We start from the raw sequence: 20,833 nt of genomic DNA on the forward strand, positions 1-20,833 counted from the left end.
CTATTTGCTTAGGTGCATATTCCGTTCTTTGTACAACTGCCTAAACCACGGGTCTTTCAAATCCTTGATAAAGCGGATCGCTTCTCCTGTGCTTTTCATTTCGGGGCCTAATTCCTTATTGACGTTAGGAAACTTCTGAAAAGAAAATACGGGCTCTTTTATAGCAAATCCCGCAAGGTTCTTTTTGATGTCAAAGTCCTTTAGGGTTTTACTCCCCAACATGATCTTTGTAGCTATGTTCAGATACGGAACGCCATACGCCTTAGCTATAAATGGTGTTGTACGGCTCGCTCTCGGATTGGCTTCGATAACATAAACCCTGCCGTCCTTGATGGCAAACTGAATATTGATTAAGCCTGTGATATTTAACCGTAATGCTATCTTCTTGGTAATCTCTTTCATTTCCTCTACTTCCAACGGGCCTAAATTGAATACTGGCAGCACCGAATGGGAATCGCCACTGTGTATTCCGGCAGGCTCCACGTGTTCCATGATACCCATGATATGAACATCAGTACCGTCACAAATTGCATCTATCTCCGCTTCTTGACAACGTTCAAGGAAATGGTCTATGAGTATTTTATTGCCCGGAAGATGTTTAAGCAGGCTGATTACACTCTTTTCCAATTCGTCGTCATTGATAACGATCCGCATACGCTGACCTCCAAGAACATAGGACGGCCGTACTAAAACCGGATAACCGACCTCTTTGGCAACGTCCATTGCTTCATCGGTTGAATAGGCTGTTCCATATTTCGGATAGGGAATCTGCAATTCTTTGAGCAGGTCAGAAAATCTCCCCCTGTCTTCGGCAATATCCATATCATCAAAGGATGTTCCGATAATCTTAATACCTTGTTTATGCAGGCGTTCAGCTAATTTTAAGGCTGTCTGTCCACCAAGCTGTACGATTACGCCCTCTGGTTTTTCAAGCTCGATTATTTCCCATAAATGTTCCCAATAGACAGGCTCAAAATAGAGTTTGTCGGCAATGTCGAAATCTGTAGAAACGGTTTCGGGGTTACAGTTAATCATAATGGCTTCGTAGCCTGATTCCTTGATGGCTATAAGCCCATGTGTACAGCAATAGTCAAATTCTATTCCCTGACCAATTCTGTTCGGTCCCGAACCTATTACAAGCATTTTCTTTCTGTCAGAGACTTGGGATTCGTTGTGCATTAAATCTCCCTCCGCATCTTCCTCAAACGTACTATAGTAATAAGGTGTCTTGGCTTCAAACTCGGCACTGCATGTATCCACCATTTTATAGACACGTGTAATACCCAATGCTTTTCGCTTTTCATATACTTCCTCTGCGGTACAGTCTTTCAGCAATTCGGAAATCTGTTCATCAGAAAAACCCATTTTTTTAGCTTCCCATAGGACATCATCCGTTAGGCTCTCCAAATGCTTATATGATACGATCTTGTTTTCGAGATTGACTATTTCCTGTATCTGGTATAAAAACCAACGGTCTATCTGTGTAAGCTCCCGAAGTGATTTAATGGAAATCCCCATTTTAAGGGCCTCCTTGATACGGAATATCCTATCCCACGTAGGTCGTTTTAGGTATTCTAACATTTCTTCCGGTCGCATCTGGCTGCGTGAAATGGATTCAAGACCGATTGCGTTGTTTTCAAGACTCTGACAGGCTTTTTGTATCGCTTCGGGAAACGTTCTCCCAATCGACATCACTTCCCCGACAGACTTCATCTGTAATCCTAATGTATCGTCAGCGCCCTTGAATTTGTCAAAGTTCCATCTTGGCATCTTGACAATAACATAATCAAGTGCAGGTTCAAAAAACGCAGAGGTGGTTTGGGTTATCTGATTTTTCAGTTCGTCCAATGTATAACCAATGGCAAGTTTAGCGGCTATTTTTGCTATCGGGTATCCGGTCGCTTTGGAAGCAAGAGCCGACGAACGGCTAACCCGTGGATTGATTTCGATAGCGATTATTTCTTCGGTTTCGGGATTTAGGGCAAACTGAACATTACAGCCTCCTGAAAAATTACCAAGATCCCGCATCATACGGATAGCGGTATTCCGCATGAGTTGCATAGCGGTATCGCTTAGGGTCATAGCTGGCGCAACGGTAATACTATCACCTGTATGGACACCCATAGGATCGAAATTCTCCACCGTACAGATGATGACCACGTTGTCAGCCGAATCCCGCAAAAGTTCCAGTTCAAATTCTTTCCAACCCAATACCGCTTTTTCAACCAATACTTCGTGGATAGGCGATGCTTTCAATCCGTTCTCCAAAGCCTTGTCCAAATCATCCGCTGTCTTTACAAATCCCTGTCCCGAACCACCGAGCGTGAAAGAGGGTTTTATGACCAATGGAATACCGATCTCCTGTGCAAACTCCTTGCCCTCCAATAATGAATTGGCTACCTTAGCCGGAGCAATCGGCACACCCAATTCCAACATCCACTCCCGGAACAAATCCCTGTCTTCCGCTTTGTCAATTGCTTTGATGTCTACACCGATAAGCCGTACTTTGTGGTCTTCCCACACACCTAAATCCTGTGCTTCCTTACAGAGATTCAATGCCGTCTGCCCTCCCATTGTAGGGAGTACGGCATCTATCTCATTCTCGCCCAGAATCTGTTCAATACTTTCTACGGTCAGCGGTAATAAGTACACTTTGTCCGCAACCAATTCGTCGGTCATGATGGTTGCAGGATTTGAATTGATAAGGATAACCTTGATTCCCTCTTCTCTAAGGCTTCGGGCCGCCTGTGAACCGGAATAATCGAACTCACACGCTTGTCCGATGACAATCGGTCCTGATCCGATTATGAGGACACTTTTGATAGACTTGTCTAATGGCATTGTAATGTTTCCTATATAGTTTATGATATAGCAAAATTAGAATGGAAACGAATGCATTTAAAGTAAAAAATGGACACTTATAACAATGTTACGTGTGACTTTCGTAGAAAAAAATCGGTTATTTTTCTCCCAGATACACCTTTATTTTTGCTATAGCTTTTAGGACTGAATCGTTGATTTCTCGGAACGAAAGAGGTTCGTTGTGCAGGTAGAGGAATGCTAAATCTAATGCCTGATCGCGACCGATCTGCTCAATAAGTTTATGTTTGTTTAGTCGATAAGCCTCTCTAATCAGCCGTTTGACCTTGTTCCGTTTTGGGACAATCTTGATTTTCCGTTTTGGAACATTGACGAGTACTGAAACAGGGGGCATAGATTCATCCGATCTTGGGGCATATATAACACGTAAAGGAAAAGCAATAAACGATTTACCTTTAGTAAACAATTGGTTAATCCGTTTTTTTGAGGATAAACGCTCGTCTTTTCCAAATTTATAGCTAATCTTCACTTGTCCATTGCACATAATAAACACATTTTATACAACGAAATTATCGAGATTATAGAAAAGGGGAAAGTAAAAATTGGACACTCAAAAAACTTAGCTTGACTAAGATATAATTTAGAAAGTATGTCCAAAATTTACTATCATAGGTACTTGCCGATTTGTAATTTTGAAAGGAGCGTAAAGGAACGTCCTAAGAATATCAAAATCTTAAATAAATAATTATGGTTCAGACGATTTTAGTGCCTACTGATTTTTCAAACAATGCACTTGTAGCAACCAAATATGCTGTTGGCTTGGCAAAAGAATTGGGATCGGAAATACACGTTATCCATGCCTATCAGCCATTCACTTCCGCATTCCAAAGTCCACTTGCCAATGAAACAGATGAAAAGCGTGCTAAACTTGGGGCTGAAAAAACCATGTCTGTTTTTTTGGAATCAGTCGGTAAGGCGATGGGGGTTCAAATAACCCATAGTATCGTAAAACAGTCGGTGGTTTCTGCAATTAAAGAGTATATTCGAGACAATGCAGGAACATTATTGGTTATGGGTACACATGGAGCTTCGGGTACGAGAAAGGATGTTTTGGGTAGCAATACGTATGATGTCACGAAAACCTTATCAGCCCCTATGTTGATTGTTCCAGAGCATACCACTAATAATAGTATCCGTAATGTTGTTTTTTTTACCGATTATCAGCAAAATGACACCCAGACGCTCACGGAACTTGGAAAAGTCACCGGAAAAACGGATGTCAAGTGTACGCTTGTCCATATCCTAAAGCAACATGACACGCCAACACAAGACGACTTTCAGAAATTGGAAAATTGGAAAACAAATCTTGGACAACAGGCGAGTTTTGAAAACATCTCGACCGAGTTGGTACAGGGAAAGGAAAATGTCGAAACGGTAAATAAAGTCCTCCAAAAGCTAAACGCAGACTTGGTATTATTGACATTGGTAGGTGGCAGGGGATTCTTTGAAAAGCTATTGCACAAGAGCTTGGCGAGAACGATCATCCTTAACTCTGAAACTCCTGTATTTCTATCTTCAAGGGAAGTTGAGTAAGGATATAGACACCTGAACCTGCAATATATAGACAGACGTCGATTGGATCGGTTATCAAACGGTGCGTAAAAACAGGGAAAATAACTTCTGCCAATATGGACACGATTGAAGTATATCCGACTATATAGCTAAGGGGCAATTTATACATTGGGTTGTCGCATATTATCCTGCGTTCGACGGTGATTAGATGCAATAAGATTGGCATAAAAATTAGTGGGTCAAGATAACTGTCAAAAACAGCTATTTTGACCTTTGCTATTTTTTCGAGATATTGATGTACGATAAATAGGATTAGACAAATAATAAACAGAATGTGCGATTTTCTTTGGTTGTTCTTCATAAAGCTAAAAGAAAAACGAGCAATAATACAACCAATAAAACAGGAGACAGCAATAGTAAAAGCAAAAGAACGGGTAATTTCAATATAAAAAATAGAATTTGCAGAATGATCGGATGTGATTTTTTTGGTCGCATCCAATCTTCAATTGCTGAATAGGCATGCGAAAGGTTTTCTTTTATCCCGTCACTTATCGTTTTTTTCTTTCTTTTGTCCTCGTTCATTATAATCCGCTATTATTACCCAAAGAGACGCATTACGATCAGCTTGAGAATTGTTGCATCTCAATCAACCTATGGTACAGTCCACGTTGAGCAATAAGTTGTTGATGTGTCCCGACCTCTTTGATAGTGCCTTCTTCCAACACAATTATTTTATCCGAGTTCTGAATTGTACTAAGGCGGTGAGCTATGACCAGCGTGGTTCGGTTCTTCATCAAGGAATATAACGATTCCTGAACCAATTTTTCCGATTCGGTATCCAGAGACGAGGTAGCTTCATCCAATAACAGAATTGGCGGATTTCGCAATACCGCCCGTGCTATACAGATGCGTTGCCGTTGACCACCGGACAGCTTTGCACCACGGTCGCCAATGTTCGTATTGTAACCGTTTTCCGTTTTTAAGATAAAGTTGTGTGCATTGGCAATACGTGCTGCATGTTCCACCTCTGCCATAGTTGCATTGGGCAGAGCAAATGCGATATTGTTAAAGATTGTATCATTGAACAAAACTGTTTCTTGATTTACCGTTCCTATCATTGCCCTCAAAGATTCTTGCTGAACATTCCGAATATCCACACCATCAAAAAAAATCGCTCCGCCTGTAACGTCCATAAAACGGGGAATTAAATCGATCAAGGTTGATTTCCCTCCACCAGAGGGCCCGACTAATGCCACGGTCTTTCCTTTCGGAATTTCTAAATTGACATTATTAAGTACTTGTTTTTTATCGTATGCAAAGTCAACGTGGTTAAATACTATCGATTGATTAAACTCCGTTATCGGTTTTGCATCTGGTTTATCCGTAACCGCGTTGCTCTCATCGATAAGTTCCAATACGCGTTCGCCAGCAGCTATTCCATGATGGATATTGGAAAAGGATTCTGTTATTGCTTTTGCTGGACGCATCACCTGTGAAAAAATCACAATATATCCGATAAATTCGGACGCAATAAGCTCACCCCCGCCGGACAATACCAAACTCCCACCGTACAATAATATGATTGCCACCATTACTACACCGAGCATCTCGGATACAGGAGAGCTCAATTGTTGTCTACGCACCATTCTCCGCATAATCTTGGAGTAACGTTCGCTCTCCCTATTAAAACGATGTTTTACGAATGGGACTGCATTGAAAATTTTGATGATTTTAATCCCCGACAGTGCTTCGTCCAAGTAGGAAATCATATTGGCATACAATTGTTGACCTTGCCTTGCCTGTTGGCGTAATCTTTTTACAATCATGGATATGAAAAAAGCTGAAACAGGGATAATCGCAAGCGAAAACAATGTAAGTTTAGCAGAAAGAGCAAAAAGCACAATAATATACGCAATCAACTGCAATGGTTCTTTAAATGCCACTTGTAAAGTAGACGTGACGGAAAATTGCACCACCTGTACATCGGATGCGATTTTGGACATCACATCTCCCTTTCGGCTATTGGTGAAAAATCCCACGTGCAGATTCATCACATTATTGAATACAGCTTTACGCAGGTTCAATAGTGTGTGGATACGCAAATTCTCCATTACCCGTTGTGCCAGATAACGGAAAAGATTGCTAATGAATACCGAAGTGAAAATAACTATACATACATATTTTAATGCGTCATACGCTCCAACGTCATAATATAATTTATCGGTCGCATATATAAACCAATCACCGAGGTTGTAACCCTCGGGTTGGTTTATTGGTTCTTCGGGTGTAAATTTCGTGTTATCTGTTCCTCTGAATAATACTTGCAGAAGTGGCACGAGTAAAGTGAGGTTTAGTGTTCCAAAAACTATAGCGATCAGTGTGCAGATAATATATGGAATCGCATATTTTTTTATAGGTTTGGCAAACGAAAGTAGTCTAAAATATATCCTCACAATCTCACAATTATCCCTCATTTTACTGCTTACCTGTTATATCATCCAAAAGGGATTGTATTTTCGTTTCCAATATTTCGTCTGCATTTTCCTCACCTTTTGTAGCGATGTGTTTTGCACTACAATAGAATTTTATTTTTGGTTCAGTGCCGGACGGTCTCACTGATACGACATCACCTATCTCGGTTATAAACTGAAGAACATTTGATTTGGGAAGTTCGATAGCTGTTTTATCGCCATTTATCAGATCAAAAGATTCGGAAGTTTCATAATCTTTGACAGTTGCTATACGGAGTCCCGCCAAATGGGTAGGGGGAGATTGACGTAGGCTATTCATCAAATCGGCGATTTCTTCAAGTCCCTCTTTCCCTTTCTTGGTAACAGAAATCAGCTTTTCTTTGTAGTACCCAAACTTATTGTACAATGAAGATAGCGCGTCAAGCAACGTTAAATCCTGTGATTTGTACCAAGCTGCCATTTCTGCAACGATGGTACAGGAAATAATGGCATCCTTATCCCTAACCAGATCACCAATGAGATAGCCATAGCTTTCCTCTCCGCCTACAAGAAAGATTTTTTGGTTTTCGAGCTGGGTTATTTTTTCGCCTATGTACTTGAATCCTGTCAGGACATCAAAGCATTCTACCCCAAAATATTGGGCTATGTCTTTGATAAGTCCTGTAGTGACAATGGTCTTGACAACAAAACCATTTTCTTTTAGACCATTTCTGTCTTTTAACCCTTGCAGGACATAATATACCAACAGACTACCCAACTGATTTCCGTTAAGTAGTTCATAATCTCCATTGGCATCCCTTATGGCAACACCGACACGGTCACAATCGGGGTCGGTTGCCATCGCAATATCGGCCTTTACCTCACGGGCCAAAGCCAGTGATTGTTCAAATGCTTCATGTTCTTCGGGATTGGGGTATTCAACAGTTGGGAAATTCCCGTTGGGTGTTTCCTGAGATGGAACAACGTGAACATCTGTAAAACCCCATCTTAACAACGCTTCCGGCACTATAGTGATACCCGTACCATGTAATGGAGAAAACACAATGCTAAGTTCTTTCTTTGCCGTACCTAAATCCGTTCTAATGGATAATGGCTGAATCTTCTCAAAGTAAACTTCATCAAGTTCATTGCCCAGGAATGTTATTAGGTCAGCGTTGGAAATAAAATTTACTTGGTCAACATCGGATATTGATCTAACCTCCTTGATGACTTCAACATCTGCGGGCGATACCAATTGTCCGCCGTCATTGCCATACACTTTATATCCATTATATTCTTTAGGGTTATGTGAAGCCGTTAACATAATCCCACCTTGACAACCGAGTTCCCGAACGGCAAACGATAAAATAGGTGTCGGTCTCAATTCTTCGTAGATAAAAACCTTTATGCCGTTGGCACTAAGCACATCTGCACATATACTTGAAAGATGTTTTGAACTGTTCCGATTATCGTATGCAATGGCTATTTTAATGGACTGGCCTTTATACTTCTTGGTAAGGTAGTTGGCAAATCCCTGCGTGGCTATTCCGACAGTATATTTGTTCATTCTGTTCGTTCCTACACCAACAATGCCACGCAAACCTCCCGTTCCAAAATCAAGGTCACGGTAAAAAGCATCCGTAAGGTCTTTAAAGCGACCGCTTTCAAGCATATCGCTTATCTCTTTTTTTGTTTCTTCATCGTAATTACCCTGTAACCACGTTTGTACCCGTTGGTTCAATTCATTTTCAAGCTGTTCCATTCTAATATCTTTTAAAGTCCAATGTATCGTATTCAAAATTATTTTTGGCAATAAAACCTCCTACCTTAAACCTGTCCGAAGTGTATTCGATAGGCATAATACCGTCCTGTCCGGTCACCATGTAACCGCAGGAATGGACAATAAGGTCAAATGCCCCAAGCTCCCATGCCAACACGGGTTTGAGATGCACATAAATATCCGCCCTGTTTTTGGCGATTTCGATAAGGTTCAGCGGGGTTTCCATGTTGACCAATCGAATTGCCCCATTGTGGTTATCTATGATGCTTTTTACATAGTTCTCCGTTTTCATATTGACGGGCCTATTGCCCTTTACAATCCGTAAGAACCTATCGTCATCTATGTACTTTTCAATTTCTGTTTTTTTGTCAAAGTATCGCTTCGTCCGAATAGATGATTCACAAAAATCAAGTTCGTGCGCACGTTCCGATTGAATAGCTGAATACACAACTGACGTTATCGGAAACAAGACGATACCTACCGTTGGTCTTTTTTGCTCAAACTTTGTTATGGTAATTGCACTGTTTGTTCCTCCCTTGTCCCTCACAAACCCCAACAGCCAAAATTCAGCTACATTTTGATTAATACTTCGATAACGGTTTATGACAGGATCACCCAATTTCTCTATGGAACAGGAGAGGTCTATTATAAGCTGTTTTATCTTCTTACTATCAATATTTTCGTTACCCTCCATACCACTGAACAGACCAATATGGGGAAGAATCGATTTTTGAAAAACAAAATCGAGTTCCTTTTTCAATTTCTTGGGGTTCGGTCGTTCCGTATCGTACATCAATAATATGACGAATTAAGGTTGCTGTTCGCCTTTTCTTCCTGTTCGATAATGCCAAAATCTGTCAACAATAATGCTTCGCCTTTTTTGACACATACATCATGCTCAAAGTGAACAGACGGTTTGCCATCAGCGGTCAAAATTGTCCATCCATCGTCCTCTGTGATTATACTGGCTGTTCCCAAATTAATCATGGGTTCTATCGCAATGACAAGATTCTCCCTTAACATTTTCCCCCTGCCCTTTGCACCATAATTGGGGATGTTGGGTTCTTCATGCAGGTTCTTTCCAAGACCATGCCCGACAAGCTCCCTTACTATACCGTATCCATGTGGTGTCACATGAGATTGGATGGCATAACTTATATCGCCAACTCTGTTCCCATGTACCGCTTGTTCAATCCCTTTTGATAAGGATTCTTTTGTAATCCTTACAAGTTTCAGTATTTCATCTGATACCTCACCGAGTATGAAAGTATAGGCTTGGTCTCCGTGATAACCGTTCATATATGCACCAACATCAATGGAAACAATATCACCCTCCTTTAAGGGAGTTTTGTTAGGAAAGCCGTGAACTACTGCTTCGTTTACCGATGCGCAGACGTTAAAAGGAAAGCCCCCGTATTTATAAAATGATGGGACAGCTCCATGATCGCGCAGGAATGTATTGGCGTGTGTATCTAAATCCAAAGTCGAGATTCCCGCTCTGATTATCTTCGCAATTGAAGCAAGCGTTTTGCTTACAAGCATAGCACTTTCTTTAAGCAATGCAACTTCTTCTTCCGTTTTGTACAGCATATCAGTCAATTTTTTTCAAGCTATTTGAAGTGTTCAATAAAGTATATCCGATTATTCCCGAAAGTAACGAAGCTATCAGAATGGAAAACTTTGCTTCTGCAATCAGGAGACTGTCGGTAAAGGATAACAGGGAGATAAAGATTGCCATTGTAAAACCCACACCCGCCAACGATCCCAAACCAATGACGTGTTTCCAGTTTGCTCCGACTGGCAATTGGGCGATATTGAGTTTTATAGCCAATTTGGACATAAGAAATACACCCAACGGTTTTCCGAGACATAGACCGGCTATGATTCCCAAACCTAACGGGGAAACCAAGCCATCCAGCATGGCACGTTCAAACGTGATGTTCGTATTTGCAAGTGCAAATATGGGTACAATAAGGAAGTTAACAGGGGTAACCAACGCATGTTCCAATTTCAATAAAGGAGATTCTTTTTCTCCCTTTGTCCTCATTGGGATAACCAAAGCTGTCAATACTCCCGCAATGGTGGCATGGATACCCGAATGGTGAATGAAATACCAAATAAAAAGCCCCGGTATAAGATAGAATGCAAGCGAACGTACCCCCATTTTGTTGAAAATGATAAGCAGTAGCATTATTCCACCTGCATACCCCAAATATACGGTGTGTAGTTCCGCAGAATAGAAAATTGCGATAACAAGAATGGCAATAAGGTCGTCCACGATTGCCAAAGCAGCCAAGAATATTTTGAGCGATGGGGGTACTTTGTTTCCCAACATGGCGAGGATGGCAAGGGCAAACGCAATATCCGTTGCCATCGGGATTCCCCAACCACTTGCTGTTTCCGTACCTCCATTCGCAAACAGGTATATTCCGGCAGGAATTAATGCGCCACCTATCGCGCTTAAAATAGGTAATGACGCTTGGCGTGGTGTGGACAATCCACCGTTGATTATCTCCCTTTTGATTTCCAAACCGACCAATAAGAAAAATATGGCCATAAGACCATCATTTATCCATAGGGCTGTCGAATATTTCAGATGGACTGATGCATTCTCAAAGCCAAGAGGAAAATCAAGAATCCGTTGGAATGTCGTTCCCAACGGTGAGTTTGCCAAACCGAGTGAAACAATGACACAAATGAACAATACTATTCCACCACTTGATGCAGACTCAAAGAATTTTTTGAAAATTTTTCTCATGACTATTAACCATAAAATTATACACAAAGATATTCTGATTGTAGTGGTCGCGAAAGTAAAAAATGGACACTTATAACCTTAGTCATAGGTTATTAGGAGTTTATATCTTATATTTGTAATTGTATGCCAATCAAATTTTTAAAAAATATTAAACTCGATACGTCGGCTCGTTCAAAATCATCGAACGGGAAAGAAGTGCTGTATAAATCATTTGTCAATAAGCATATTCTTGGGGCATATCTTTTTCCTTGCAAGGATCTGGAATCTAATCAGCCTCTTTTCAATGACGGTTTTCCTTCACTGATCTTTATGCCCCGTTCTTCTGACGATGTTGTACTTAAAAAGAAAGGGGAAACCATCAAGCTAAAATCGGCATGGGTTTGTTGTGGGATCATTCAAGATACTCATTGGGAGATACCTGATGGGCTTGAATATATTATGGTCATAAGGTTCAATCCTGCGTCTTTCTATTCGATATTTAATATTGACCCTGCGATTTTCCAGTCAGCACCTGTATGCGGTTTCCGGGATATTGTTGACGAGAAATGGTGCTTGATTATCGATAAAATGTATGAAAGGGAAAGCATCAAGGATAAAATCAAGTTTCTTGATAAGGTGTTTTCTTCATGTAATATTGAGAACAATTTACCATACTTTTTACAGGCGGCTATCGATCACATAGATGAACAAAGAGGGAATACTACTGTTGCAGACCTGTTAAGGAAATTGGGCAGCAAAGTCAACCATAAGTGGTTGCATCGTAATTTTGTAAAATACTTAGGAATACCCCCAAAGAAATATATATCCCTCCAACGCTTTATTTATGCGTATGGTCACTACGATCCAAAAGGTTCGGATTTGTTTGATATTGCGTTGAGATCAGGTTATTATGATTACAACCATTTCTTCAAGGAATTTAAACAGTATTTAGGTATTGCGCCATCAAGATATTCTTGGGGATAATATTATTCACTCGTCAACCTGTACTTTTATTCGTTGAACGTATTACTATTTTTAGTGGTTTATTGGTGTGAACAATAAATCCGTGCAGCCATTAACATTTAGTGTTCGACATGGATCGCGATATTCTTTATTAACGGCCGACTGGCAACCCCATTCCAATACAATTTTAACCTGCCTACAAATTCTTCCTTTAGCTTACTCTAAAGACGGTGGCTTGTCGTATAAATTGGCGGAAAACAGAGTTAATTATTATCTTTGTGCAAAGATATTCTTAAAGCGTTTTTGCTTTGAGTCCGGCACTGAAACTTAGGAACTTTCAAAACAGCAGGACAACAAGTGTAAAACGCTCATGCTACGGCGTGGGCGCACTTATTGTTGTTGGGTTTCCTAAGACCTCAGTGCTGTAAGTTGTTGCCTACGCTCTTTTTTACGGCGTCGGCAAGATGGTTTAAAATCAACTCTTGATAATATGGCGTCCGCAACATATTTCCCGAATTTTGAATATCCTGCTTCGGAAGTTTTCAAGTATATATGTATTGTTAAAGATTTCACCCTAATGTTGCATACCGGAGATATTGTAAAATTTACTCCTGACGACGAGGATGCTTTTAAAAAATGGCTGGATGATAACGGAGTACAAAATATCAGAGCGGAAAGTAATTGGATGGTGAAATAGTATAACCATATCACCACCTAATATATCAGCGTCTCCGTCTTCTTGGCTTCGTAGTTGTCCATATAAATATAAACCATATACCAAAAGCTACGGCAAATCCTACCCACGGAGTTTTCATAGATAAGGCTGCAAAGTACCCTACTGTTGAAATGATGCAAGTAATAAAAAACCAAATTACATTTTTCATCGTTTTTCAAATTTAAGTTTTTAAAATATTTACAACAAATTGCATAAGGAGAAATCCCTATGCAACTTGATGACTACACATCGGTGACTGATACCGATTTATAACAAATTCATAGCTATCCAATAACACTTTCAATTTATCAGACACACGCCCTTTACCATTCTCCCACGCAAGAATGGTAGAGGGATCAACATCAACCATCTTAGCTAAGCGCTTTTGGCTAAACCCATTCAAATATCTATAAGCTTTAATCCTACCCGTTAATGTAGATATATCAAGTTCAAACGGACAATATCCTAAGAACCCAAAAATAAGTGGATAGTATTGAATTTGGGGTTCGTTTTTATTATTTTCCCAATTGGTGATGCAAGCCTCGCTAACATTAAATATTGCTCCTACGTCCTTTTGAAACAACTTTTGCTCCATTCTCCTTTTTCTTATATACTCTCCAAGAGTGGTTGGATTTAAAGGCATCGATATTGGCAACGGTTTACTTGTTTTTTGCTCAAATCGCAAACAAGGCAACGCATGAATGATACTATGCTATGTTGCCTCAACCGCAAATAGGAGGAGTTATATCGGTAAGTTCCAGCAAAATTTAACGGCCGCAGCTCAGCATACCTACATAGTCATTGGGCATTTTATAAGATAACTTGTAGCTTCAATGATGTTGATAATCGTAAATCAAGTCCCTTATGTCTTGAAAGCGTAGTGATTTAAAATTTCATTTTAAATCGAGATGTTTGCAGATTTATTTTATTAGCTTTATCTAACGGTTAGCTTGTGATTATAACGCTCGACTAAAAAATGGAATTTAAATTTATTGATGACATATTTCAAGGACTGACTATCAATCTGAATGTACTGAAAAGAACCTCAGAACCTTACACAACCCTTCTCTATCAGCATGAAGGGGTACTGTCGGCAAGCGATCAAAGAATTGGCAACCGCCATGATGCCGCTGCAAAGCTTAGATCCTATTTTACTCTTTTAAAAGAAACGGGAGCAGATTTAGCCTTGGTCCCTGAGTATTGCTGCCCATTTGCTTTGTTAAATGAAATTCTAAATGACCCAAACAAAAGGCCTGCGTCAAACAAGCTTTGGGCAATTGGTATGGAGTCAATAAAAAAAGATGAATTAGTAGCCTATCTTGGAGCACTTGATGCAGATATTATCTCATATTTTGACCACCGGGTTTTGGCAGTTAACAAGAATTTTCTAGACCCTCTAATTTATATATTCAAGGCAATTAAAGATGGGGAAGAAAAGCTCATTGTACTGGTACAGTTTAAAAATTACCACATGGGGGTCTGGAGCGGTGGAGATGTTGAACGAGACAATATGATTCCAGGTAATGAGATTTATATTCTGCGCAATTGTAAAACGTCAGTTCATATGCTATCGGTAGTATGCTCGGAAGCGATGAATCTTTCTACTGAAATGAACCAGAATGTGCAGAATGACCTGCTTTGGGGTGATGTGCCTTTTTTAGTTTTGAACCCACAGGTTAACCCTGGGCCAAGTCATCCCTTTTTTCTAGGTTTCAGAAACTTTGTACTCTCGGTCCAACGAACTGAGATTATTGGGCTCAATTGGAATAACACTTCAAAGATCGGAGGGACTGAATTGCTGCGCTCAAAATTTTCGAGAAGTGGAATCTATACTCGGACAACGGATATGAATTTCAAAAATTTAGAAAGGATTAGGGAAAATCATAAACGGGGTCTTTATTACTTTTATTACGGTGCAGATAGACATGCTTTCTTACTGAATAGTGGGGCTCACGCATTTTTACTTAAAAATACTTCTGTTAATATTAACGAGGGTGTAGCAGTCCAACGGATGAGAAATGGCCCACATTTGCTGTCTACATACGTTTTTGATGCTAATGACAATCTACAATCCGTCGATGAGATCTCGGATCGCCATATTGATTACCTTAACTCTGTTGGTTGCCGTAATGCATTCCTTTCCGATCCAGAAAACTGCGTGATCGAGAAGGAACTTTTAGCTTGCCTTAGCACAGGGGAATTACCTAATAAATCTTCCAAGAACTGGTCTGAACTTAACAATATTTGGTCGGTGAAAAGTGTCGACAACACTGAAATCAATAGACGGATTACTGTTGCTGAGGATATGGATGCAGAAAGTACGAGGATTCGAGACAAATATGCCGGATTGATCGAAGTGTTAGGCACAGAAATATTAAAAAATCCAACCTATATGCCGGATAGTCTTTCTGACTTGAGGTCCGAACATTTGCTTTTAGGGTATTCCAAGCAACGTAATACAAGCAATGAACGGCTGGTTGGCCTGCAATATTTTAGATGTAATATAACTACAGTAACCGGCGAAATGGTATGGGCGACAGTTTGCTATCTGGATATGGCGAGCGACGAAAGAATCGGTAGGGTGTTTGAAGCACTTCAAGGCTTATTTGACCATGACAGTCGTAACAGAGATAGGGTTGTTGTATTTTACAAGCGAGATGGTATTTATCAGGCAAAATCGAGCGAATCGAGTAGCAGTATTAAACAGGTAAAAACAGGCAATGAAAATTCATTTTTAAAATAGGCTATGAATACTTTAAAAATAATAGAAGTAGCAAAGACTATTCTTCCAGATCTGGTTGAAGTCCATAAAAACATATTTAGGGGTACGCTAAACGTTGAAGAAAAGGTTGCTGGTGTTTGTTTTATAGATCTTAAAAACGACAAAAAAGAAGATTTCCAAGATTATCAGGAAAAATTAATTTCCAAGGAATTTTATAGCAATCCAGGTCCATTGCAATGGAATTATTATTTATTTCTATTGAACGACCAATTGTCGGTAAATGAGGTGCTCGATATTGAAAGCGATGACAAATATGCAAGGAAATATGTGCTGGACGAAAATGCGTTCGTAGAGTTTTTCAAGATCGAAGATACCCTTAAAGCTACCCAACCCAATATCGTTTCAGAATGGAAAAAAGCTTTACAGGAAGTCGATCTTCAAGAAGTTTATACCGAGGCGACTTATGTAGATGTATTTGGACGTTTCGCTTCTAACCAAACAATCAAAGAAGTAGCAATTAATTCAAAAAAAGGCACTCAGGAGGTCGCAAAAATACAATTTATAAACAAATTGATCCTCAAAGACAATTATAGGCCCTATCCAAACACGAATAGAGAATTCAATTTTGGTAAGGTGAACCTGTTCAAAGGCATCAATGGTGTCGGAAAAACTTCTGTTTTTGAAGGCATAGAGCTCATGCTCTGCGGAAAATCCTTGAGGAACGTCAGTCAGAACAACCCAAATGGATGTCTTGAGGCGATTTTCAACGGCGAAGCCAAAGCCGAAAAGTATCAGAGTACGAATTTGGCGATTTATCAAGCGCGTGACCTGAAATGGTATTCTTCTACCTATAACAGGGGAAACAACTTATACAATTCGTTCAATAGGTTCAATTACTTTAATGCAGATGCCGCTCATAGTTTCGCCAGCAGTAAGACAGAGAGCGACGTGATGGATGCGCTGTATAGTATCGTTTTGGGGCCAGAGTTCGGATATATTCAAGAAAGGTGTAAAAAAATAATCGATAGGATCAGACCGGAATACAACCGACTAAAAGATTCGATCGATACTGCAAATAGAGAGATAATTGCTGATAAAACACTAGTAGATAAGTACATTGAGCCAGAAAGTGTCCAGTACATTCGTAAAAAAATTGAAGATGAAGTAAAAGCGATAGGCTTTAGGCAGCTAGATTTGGATATAACTACCGGCCAAACGCGGATTGAGAATATTAATAGCCAAATCAATATTGCATTGCAGAATTTGGCTGAACGTAATTTTCGGTATGATTCACAGGCTGATTTTAATTCCGCTCTTGAAAAATTCGATGCGAAAAAACATGCTTTTGATGGTCTATTAGAAAAAGTAAAAAATCTCGGACGAAATAGCACTGTCATCCTGAATGCGCAAAAGGACCTTGAAGGGAATCTTGATCTACTTGAAAAATCACTGGATTACTTGGCTGATTCCAGATACCTTGAACTGGACGGTCTTGCGACTAAATTGAAGGAAGTTCAATATATCAAAAGTAAAACCGATTTTGTTTCTAATCTGATAAAAGACGTCGATTTCAAAACGTTCGAATCTTCAATTCAAATTGGGGAATTAGAACTCGCGGATAGAAATTCATTGGAAAATCTGAAGCGGGATTCATTCGAGCTTAGGGAATCAATTAATAGAGAGCTGGAGAAAATGGGGAAAGTGGATGGCTTAATCAAAGAGCTGAAAGCAAAGGGCGCCGAATATCTACAGGCAGTTCCACTTGCAACCGAATGCCCATTATGCAACACAAGTTTTGAACGCGACTTACTTGAACAAAGAATCAATCTTCTTTTGGGGGCAGATCAACTAGAGGTAGAGAAATTTCATGAAGACAATAATAAGCTAGCGAAATGGGCGGAAGATCAGACTGCTCTGGAAAAAAGGCTTGCTATATTTGAAAAAATTAAAAACGCTTATCAGGGCTTTTTTGGACTGGATGAAAAGCTTGGAACAATGACCGAAATTCTGACCAAACTCAACGATGTAATGATTAGCTCTGAAGGAATAAATAAGGAATTGGAGCGATTAAAAAGTATTGAAAGCTTTGGAGCGATAGCGGGTAAATCAGAAAGTAAGCTATATGACCTCAAAACTAAAATATCACATGTTTTTGCTGGCGAACTTGATTTCAATTTAGATTGGATTGAACTTTTTAAATCCAAACATTCAGAGTTGGCAAAAGAATTGGACGACAAGAAAAATGAGCTTGAAAAGAATATCTCTGACAGATACAACTTCGGTCTCGAAATAAAACTGTTGTTGGGATTGCCTACTGAATCTCCAACAGATGTCAAATCAGCTGAACAAAAACTGGATAGCGACAAGAAAGACCTTGACCTTTATGCTGGCTATATGGAAAGGGTTAAGATTCTTGTGCAGCTGGCAGATACTACAAAGTTTTCAGAACTTAAAAACAAGTCGGATATCCTACGCCAGAGTATCCAATCACTTAAGGATTCGCTCAATGCCGAATTTTTAGTCAAACAGGCTAGAGAAAGACTTGTGAAGAATGAAAAAAATGTTAGCGAGAATACGCCTAAAAGGGATCGTTTCGAAAAGGCCTATAACCGATTACTCGAACTGACTTCAGACGAGGCTACCAAACGTGTGGAAGAGTTTTTCAAAAACAATTTGAAAGAGGTAATTGAGATCTTCAAATCAATCCATGTGCCAAGGGAATTTTCTGACCTGAAATTTGAGAACAAAAGGTTAACCTTGATTAGCGATGATAACAATGACCAACGATATATTACCGAGATCAGTACAGGGCAAAGGTCTGCACTTGCACTATCTATTTTCCTGTCATTGAACAATAAACTTGCCAATGGCCCCGATCTGATCATGTTCGATGACCCTGTAGCATTCATAGATGATCTTAATGCGCTATCATTTTTAGACTACCTGCGGCTACACGTACTTAAGTCTGGGAAACAGATATTTTTTGCCACTGCAAATACTAGGCTGGCCCATCTGTTTGAAAAAAAGTTCGCTTTTTTGGAGGATGATTTTAAGCAATGGCATTTGGAACGGAATTGATTAGCATGTAAAACAAAATGGGGATAGTATTATTCTTAATATGTTCGCCAATGGTGGGATTTAATAATGGAATTTCACGTTACAAACAAGTCAATTAATGTTTTAAGATAGAGTATGTTGACACTATTATGTAGATAACGATGAGGTTCTGGTATTTCAATTTACAGACTTACACTTGTTTCCCAATATGAGGAATGTAATACAGGCTGGTCTTGGGTGGCATTATAAGTATTTCGATAAGTCAAATTCTCTAAAATCCTACACGGTTTTTCTGAATTTGGCATTGTGATGGATTATATTTAAACAGCAATGAAATTGATCAATCGCAATAACTTGCAAGACAAATAAGAATATATTTATTAGAGTTGCTTTTTCGATATATTTAGTACCCAGCCACTATAAGGATGTACTTCTGGAATAATACTGATAAGCTTTCCATCTTCAAGATGGTAGTGTGCAACCCCATCGTCAAATAGGAATGGATCTAATGGTAGCTTTGTATTAGGATTATGAAAGATGGTCGCTCCACCAGACCATGGTTCACAAGAGTTTTCATCGATAATGTGGGTTACAATTTTTGGCACTAACGCGCCTGGAGTATGGTCATGGAAAGCTACCGTCCAAATCAGACTTGTTTCACATGTTCCGAGCCCCGCTTGTCGACCAATCCTATTAAATTTTGAGATGGTCGCTATGGGATTATAAATAACTGCACTTATATTTTCGTACTCTTCTAAAAAAAATAATCCTGCAGGAATCTCTGTACCATTAGTTTTTGTGAAAGATGCAACTTGCTCAAAGATTTGAATCCCTTGGCTTTCTTCGTTCTTTTTAATTTTTGGTCTTATCCCGTATAAAACGGTCAGAAATGCCTCAAATGTCCATATCATAGATCCTGCATCATGAAAATCGGCGATTGCCAGTACAAAAGGAACCCCTTTTACATGATCTTTATCCCAATACTTCTTCTTTGCCTTTTCATATATTGCATTTGAAACCATTAAAGGGATTTCATTTTGAAGCAACTGATTCATTTCTTCCGGTGTCTTCGGTAGTCTCGGACCAAAGTCCTTATTTTTTCTACTAATCACGACTGCCTCTATAGCAATCTTAGTTTCGCCTTTTTCGATGATGTAATCTGGAGCTTCATGATTCCTATTGAAACTAAAGAGCTGTTCTCTAAAAAAGCAATAGAGATATAATTCCCATAGCCTCGCGTCAAAGCCATTGATAGATTGAAATTGGTCAATAAAGTTTCCGTCGACATCTTTATAATGATATGACACCTCTTGTATGGCTTCTTTAGCAGAAGAATAGGCAGGGCTATCTTTCAAAAGCTTGAAATGAGGGTGTTCTTGCTGGGGCTTGTTGATTGGCTTAAAAATGTCGAAAAACTTTGCATCATTATGAAAGATTATTTGATCTTTAGCCATTTCACTTTCCAATGCTTGACGAGCAGTAATCAGATCGGGAAAATCTACCTTTATACTAACAGCTCTATATTGTCGTGACTCATCGCGAGATAGTATTATCGTGGAAAAGTCGTTATCGAAATTATCTCTAACTATTATACCTAGTAAGCCTCCCTCGGAAGTAACGTAATATTCAATTTCCTCTGCCAAAAAGAGAGCAAATGGCTCCCTTGTGAACAACAGGTAAAGATCAGCTAAGTTCTTTGAAATACTTTCCATAAATTCTGGTATTGATATATGCTCCAAGCTACCCTTTTTTCAATTAATCGCACAAGCGATTCAACAACAATATTCCCCTTTAACCTCTCCGTAATCTTGTAGAAATCATTGGCGAGTGCTTCATTTACTGGCCTGCCTTTTTCTCCGCAAATACTAAATTTCAATTTATATGCCTCAGCTAACAAAATCCCGACAATATAATTGCTTTCTAGTCTCATAAAAGTACGAAGTCTATTAGCTTTAGAGGTACCTCCCTCGTAATATTGTTCCTTTGTTATGTCTAAGCCAGTTACATCGAAAATGAA

At 39.5% G+C, this 20,833-nt stretch carries 14 protein-coding genes; 5 read left to right on the top strand and 9 right to left on the bottom strand.

The features are described from left to right. Positions 1-2,841: a carbamoyl-phosphate synthase large subunit gene (carB, locus tag A9970_RS11255; RefSeq protein WP_182982336.1), complete on the bottom strand. Its 2,841-nt coding sequence runs from the start codon at positions 2,839-2,841 to the stop codon at positions 1-3. 118 nt (positions 2,842-2,959) lie between these two features. Continuing rightward, positions 2,960-3,364, bottom strand: a complete 405-nt coding sequence (locus A9970_RS11260) for a ribonuclease P protein component (protein WP_182982337.1) — start codon at positions 3,362-3,364, stop codon at positions 2,960-2,962. A gap of 203 nt (positions 3,365-3,567) precedes the next feature. Between A9970_RS11260 and A9970_RS11265 the strand changes: the two genes are divergently transcribed. Next, on the top strand, positions 3,568-4,413 hold the full coding sequence (locus A9970_RS11265; RefSeq protein ID WP_182982338.1) for a universal stress protein: 846 nt from the start codon (positions 3,568-3,570) through the stop codon (positions 4,411-4,413). A 599-nt stretch (positions 4,414-5,012) separates the two neighbouring features. Here A9970_RS11265 and A9970_RS11270 read toward each other — a convergent pair. Genes A9970_RS11270 through nhaA form a run of 5 tightly spaced genes read right to left on the bottom strand, consistent with a single transcriptional unit; the run spans position 5,013 to position 11,380 of the window. Next, positions 5,013-6,845: an ABC transporter ATP-binding protein gene (locus tag A9970_RS11270; RefSeq protein WP_182982339.1), complete on the bottom strand. Its 1,833-nt coding sequence runs from the start codon at positions 6,843-6,845 to the stop codon at positions 5,013-5,015. 22 nt (positions 6,846-6,867) lie between these two features. Then, a complete protein-coding gene (locus A9970_RS11275; RefSeq protein WP_182982340.1) occupies positions 6,868-8,604 on the bottom strand; it encodes a phospho-sugar mutase in 1,737 nt (578 codons plus the stop codon). Position 8,605: 1 nt separating this feature from the next. Beyond that, a complete protein-coding gene (locus tag A9970_RS11280; RefSeq protein WP_182982341.1) occupies positions 8,606-9,415 on the bottom strand; it encodes an inositol monophosphatase family protein in 810 nt (269 codons plus the stop codon). Beyond that, on the bottom strand, positions 9,415-10,212 hold the full coding sequence (gene map, locus A9970_RS11285; RefSeq protein WP_182982342.1) for a type I methionyl aminopeptidase: 798 nt from the start codon (positions 10,210-10,212) through the stop codon (positions 9,415-9,417). The genes A9970_RS11280 and map overlap by 1 nt, the downstream gene beginning before the upstream one ends. Before the next feature lies 1 nt (position 10,213). Further along, positions 10,214-11,380 carry a Na+/H+ antiporter NhaA gene (nhaA, locus tag A9970_RS11290; RefSeq protein WP_182982343.1) on the bottom strand — a complete coding sequence of 389 codons (1,167 nt, stop codon included), beginning with the start codon at positions 11,378-11,380 and terminating at the stop codon, positions 10,214-10,216. Positions 11,381-11,503: 123 nt separating this feature from the next. On the opposite strand from nhaA, the gene A9970_RS11295 reads away from it, so the two are divergent. Both A9970_RS11295 and A9970_RS11300 read left to right on the top strand, forming a co-directional pair. Continuing rightward, positions 11,504-12,343: an AraC family transcriptional regulator gene (locus A9970_RS11295; protein ID WP_182982344.1), complete on the top strand. Its 840-nt coding sequence runs from the start codon at positions 11,504-11,506 to the stop codon at positions 12,341-12,343. Positions 12,344-12,812: 469 nt separating this feature from the next. Further along, on the top strand, positions 12,813-13,019 hold the full coding sequence (locus A9970_RS11300) for a hypothetical protein (RefSeq protein ID WP_182982345.1): 207 nt from the start codon (positions 12,813-12,815) through the stop codon (positions 13,017-13,019). A 244-nt stretch (positions 13,020-13,263) separates the two neighbouring features. On the opposite strand, the gene A9970_RS11305 is transcribed toward A9970_RS11300, so the two are convergent. Then, positions 13,264-13,680 carry a transcriptional regulator gene (locus tag A9970_RS11305; protein WP_259655373.1) on the bottom strand — a complete coding sequence of 139 codons (417 nt, stop codon included), beginning with the start codon at positions 13,678-13,680 and terminating at the stop codon, positions 13,264-13,266. A gap of 333 nt (positions 13,681-14,013) precedes the next feature. Between A9970_RS11305 and A9970_RS11310 the strand changes: the two genes are divergently transcribed. Together A9970_RS11310 and A9970_RS11315 are read left to right on the top strand one after the other, a co-directional pair. After that, on the top strand, positions 14,014-15,780 hold the full coding sequence (locus A9970_RS11310) for a hypothetical protein (RefSeq protein ID WP_182982346.1): 1,767 nt from the start codon (positions 14,014-14,016) through the stop codon (positions 15,778-15,780). Between the two features lie 3 nt (positions 15,781-15,783). After that, positions 15,784-18,837, top strand: coding sequence for an ABC-three component system middle component 1 (locus A9970_RS11315; RefSeq protein ID WP_182982347.1), 3,054 nt, complete (start codon positions 15,784-15,786; stop codon positions 18,835-18,837). Positions 18,838-19,196: 359 nt separating this feature from the next. On the opposite strand, the gene A9970_RS11320 is transcribed toward A9970_RS11315, so the two are convergent. Next, on the bottom strand, positions 19,197-20,528 hold the full coding sequence (locus A9970_RS11320; RefSeq protein ID WP_182982348.1) for a glycosaminoglycan attachment site: 1,332 nt from the start codon (positions 20,526-20,528) through the stop codon (positions 19,197-19,199). Positions 20,529-20,833 lie beyond the last annotated feature (305 nt).

Origin of the sequence: Sphingobacterium sp. UME9, from assembly GCF_014170215.1 — a bacterium.
GTDB lineage: Bacteria > Bacteroidota > Bacteroidia > Sphingobacteriales > Sphingobacteriaceae > Sphingobacterium > Sphingobacterium paramultivorum.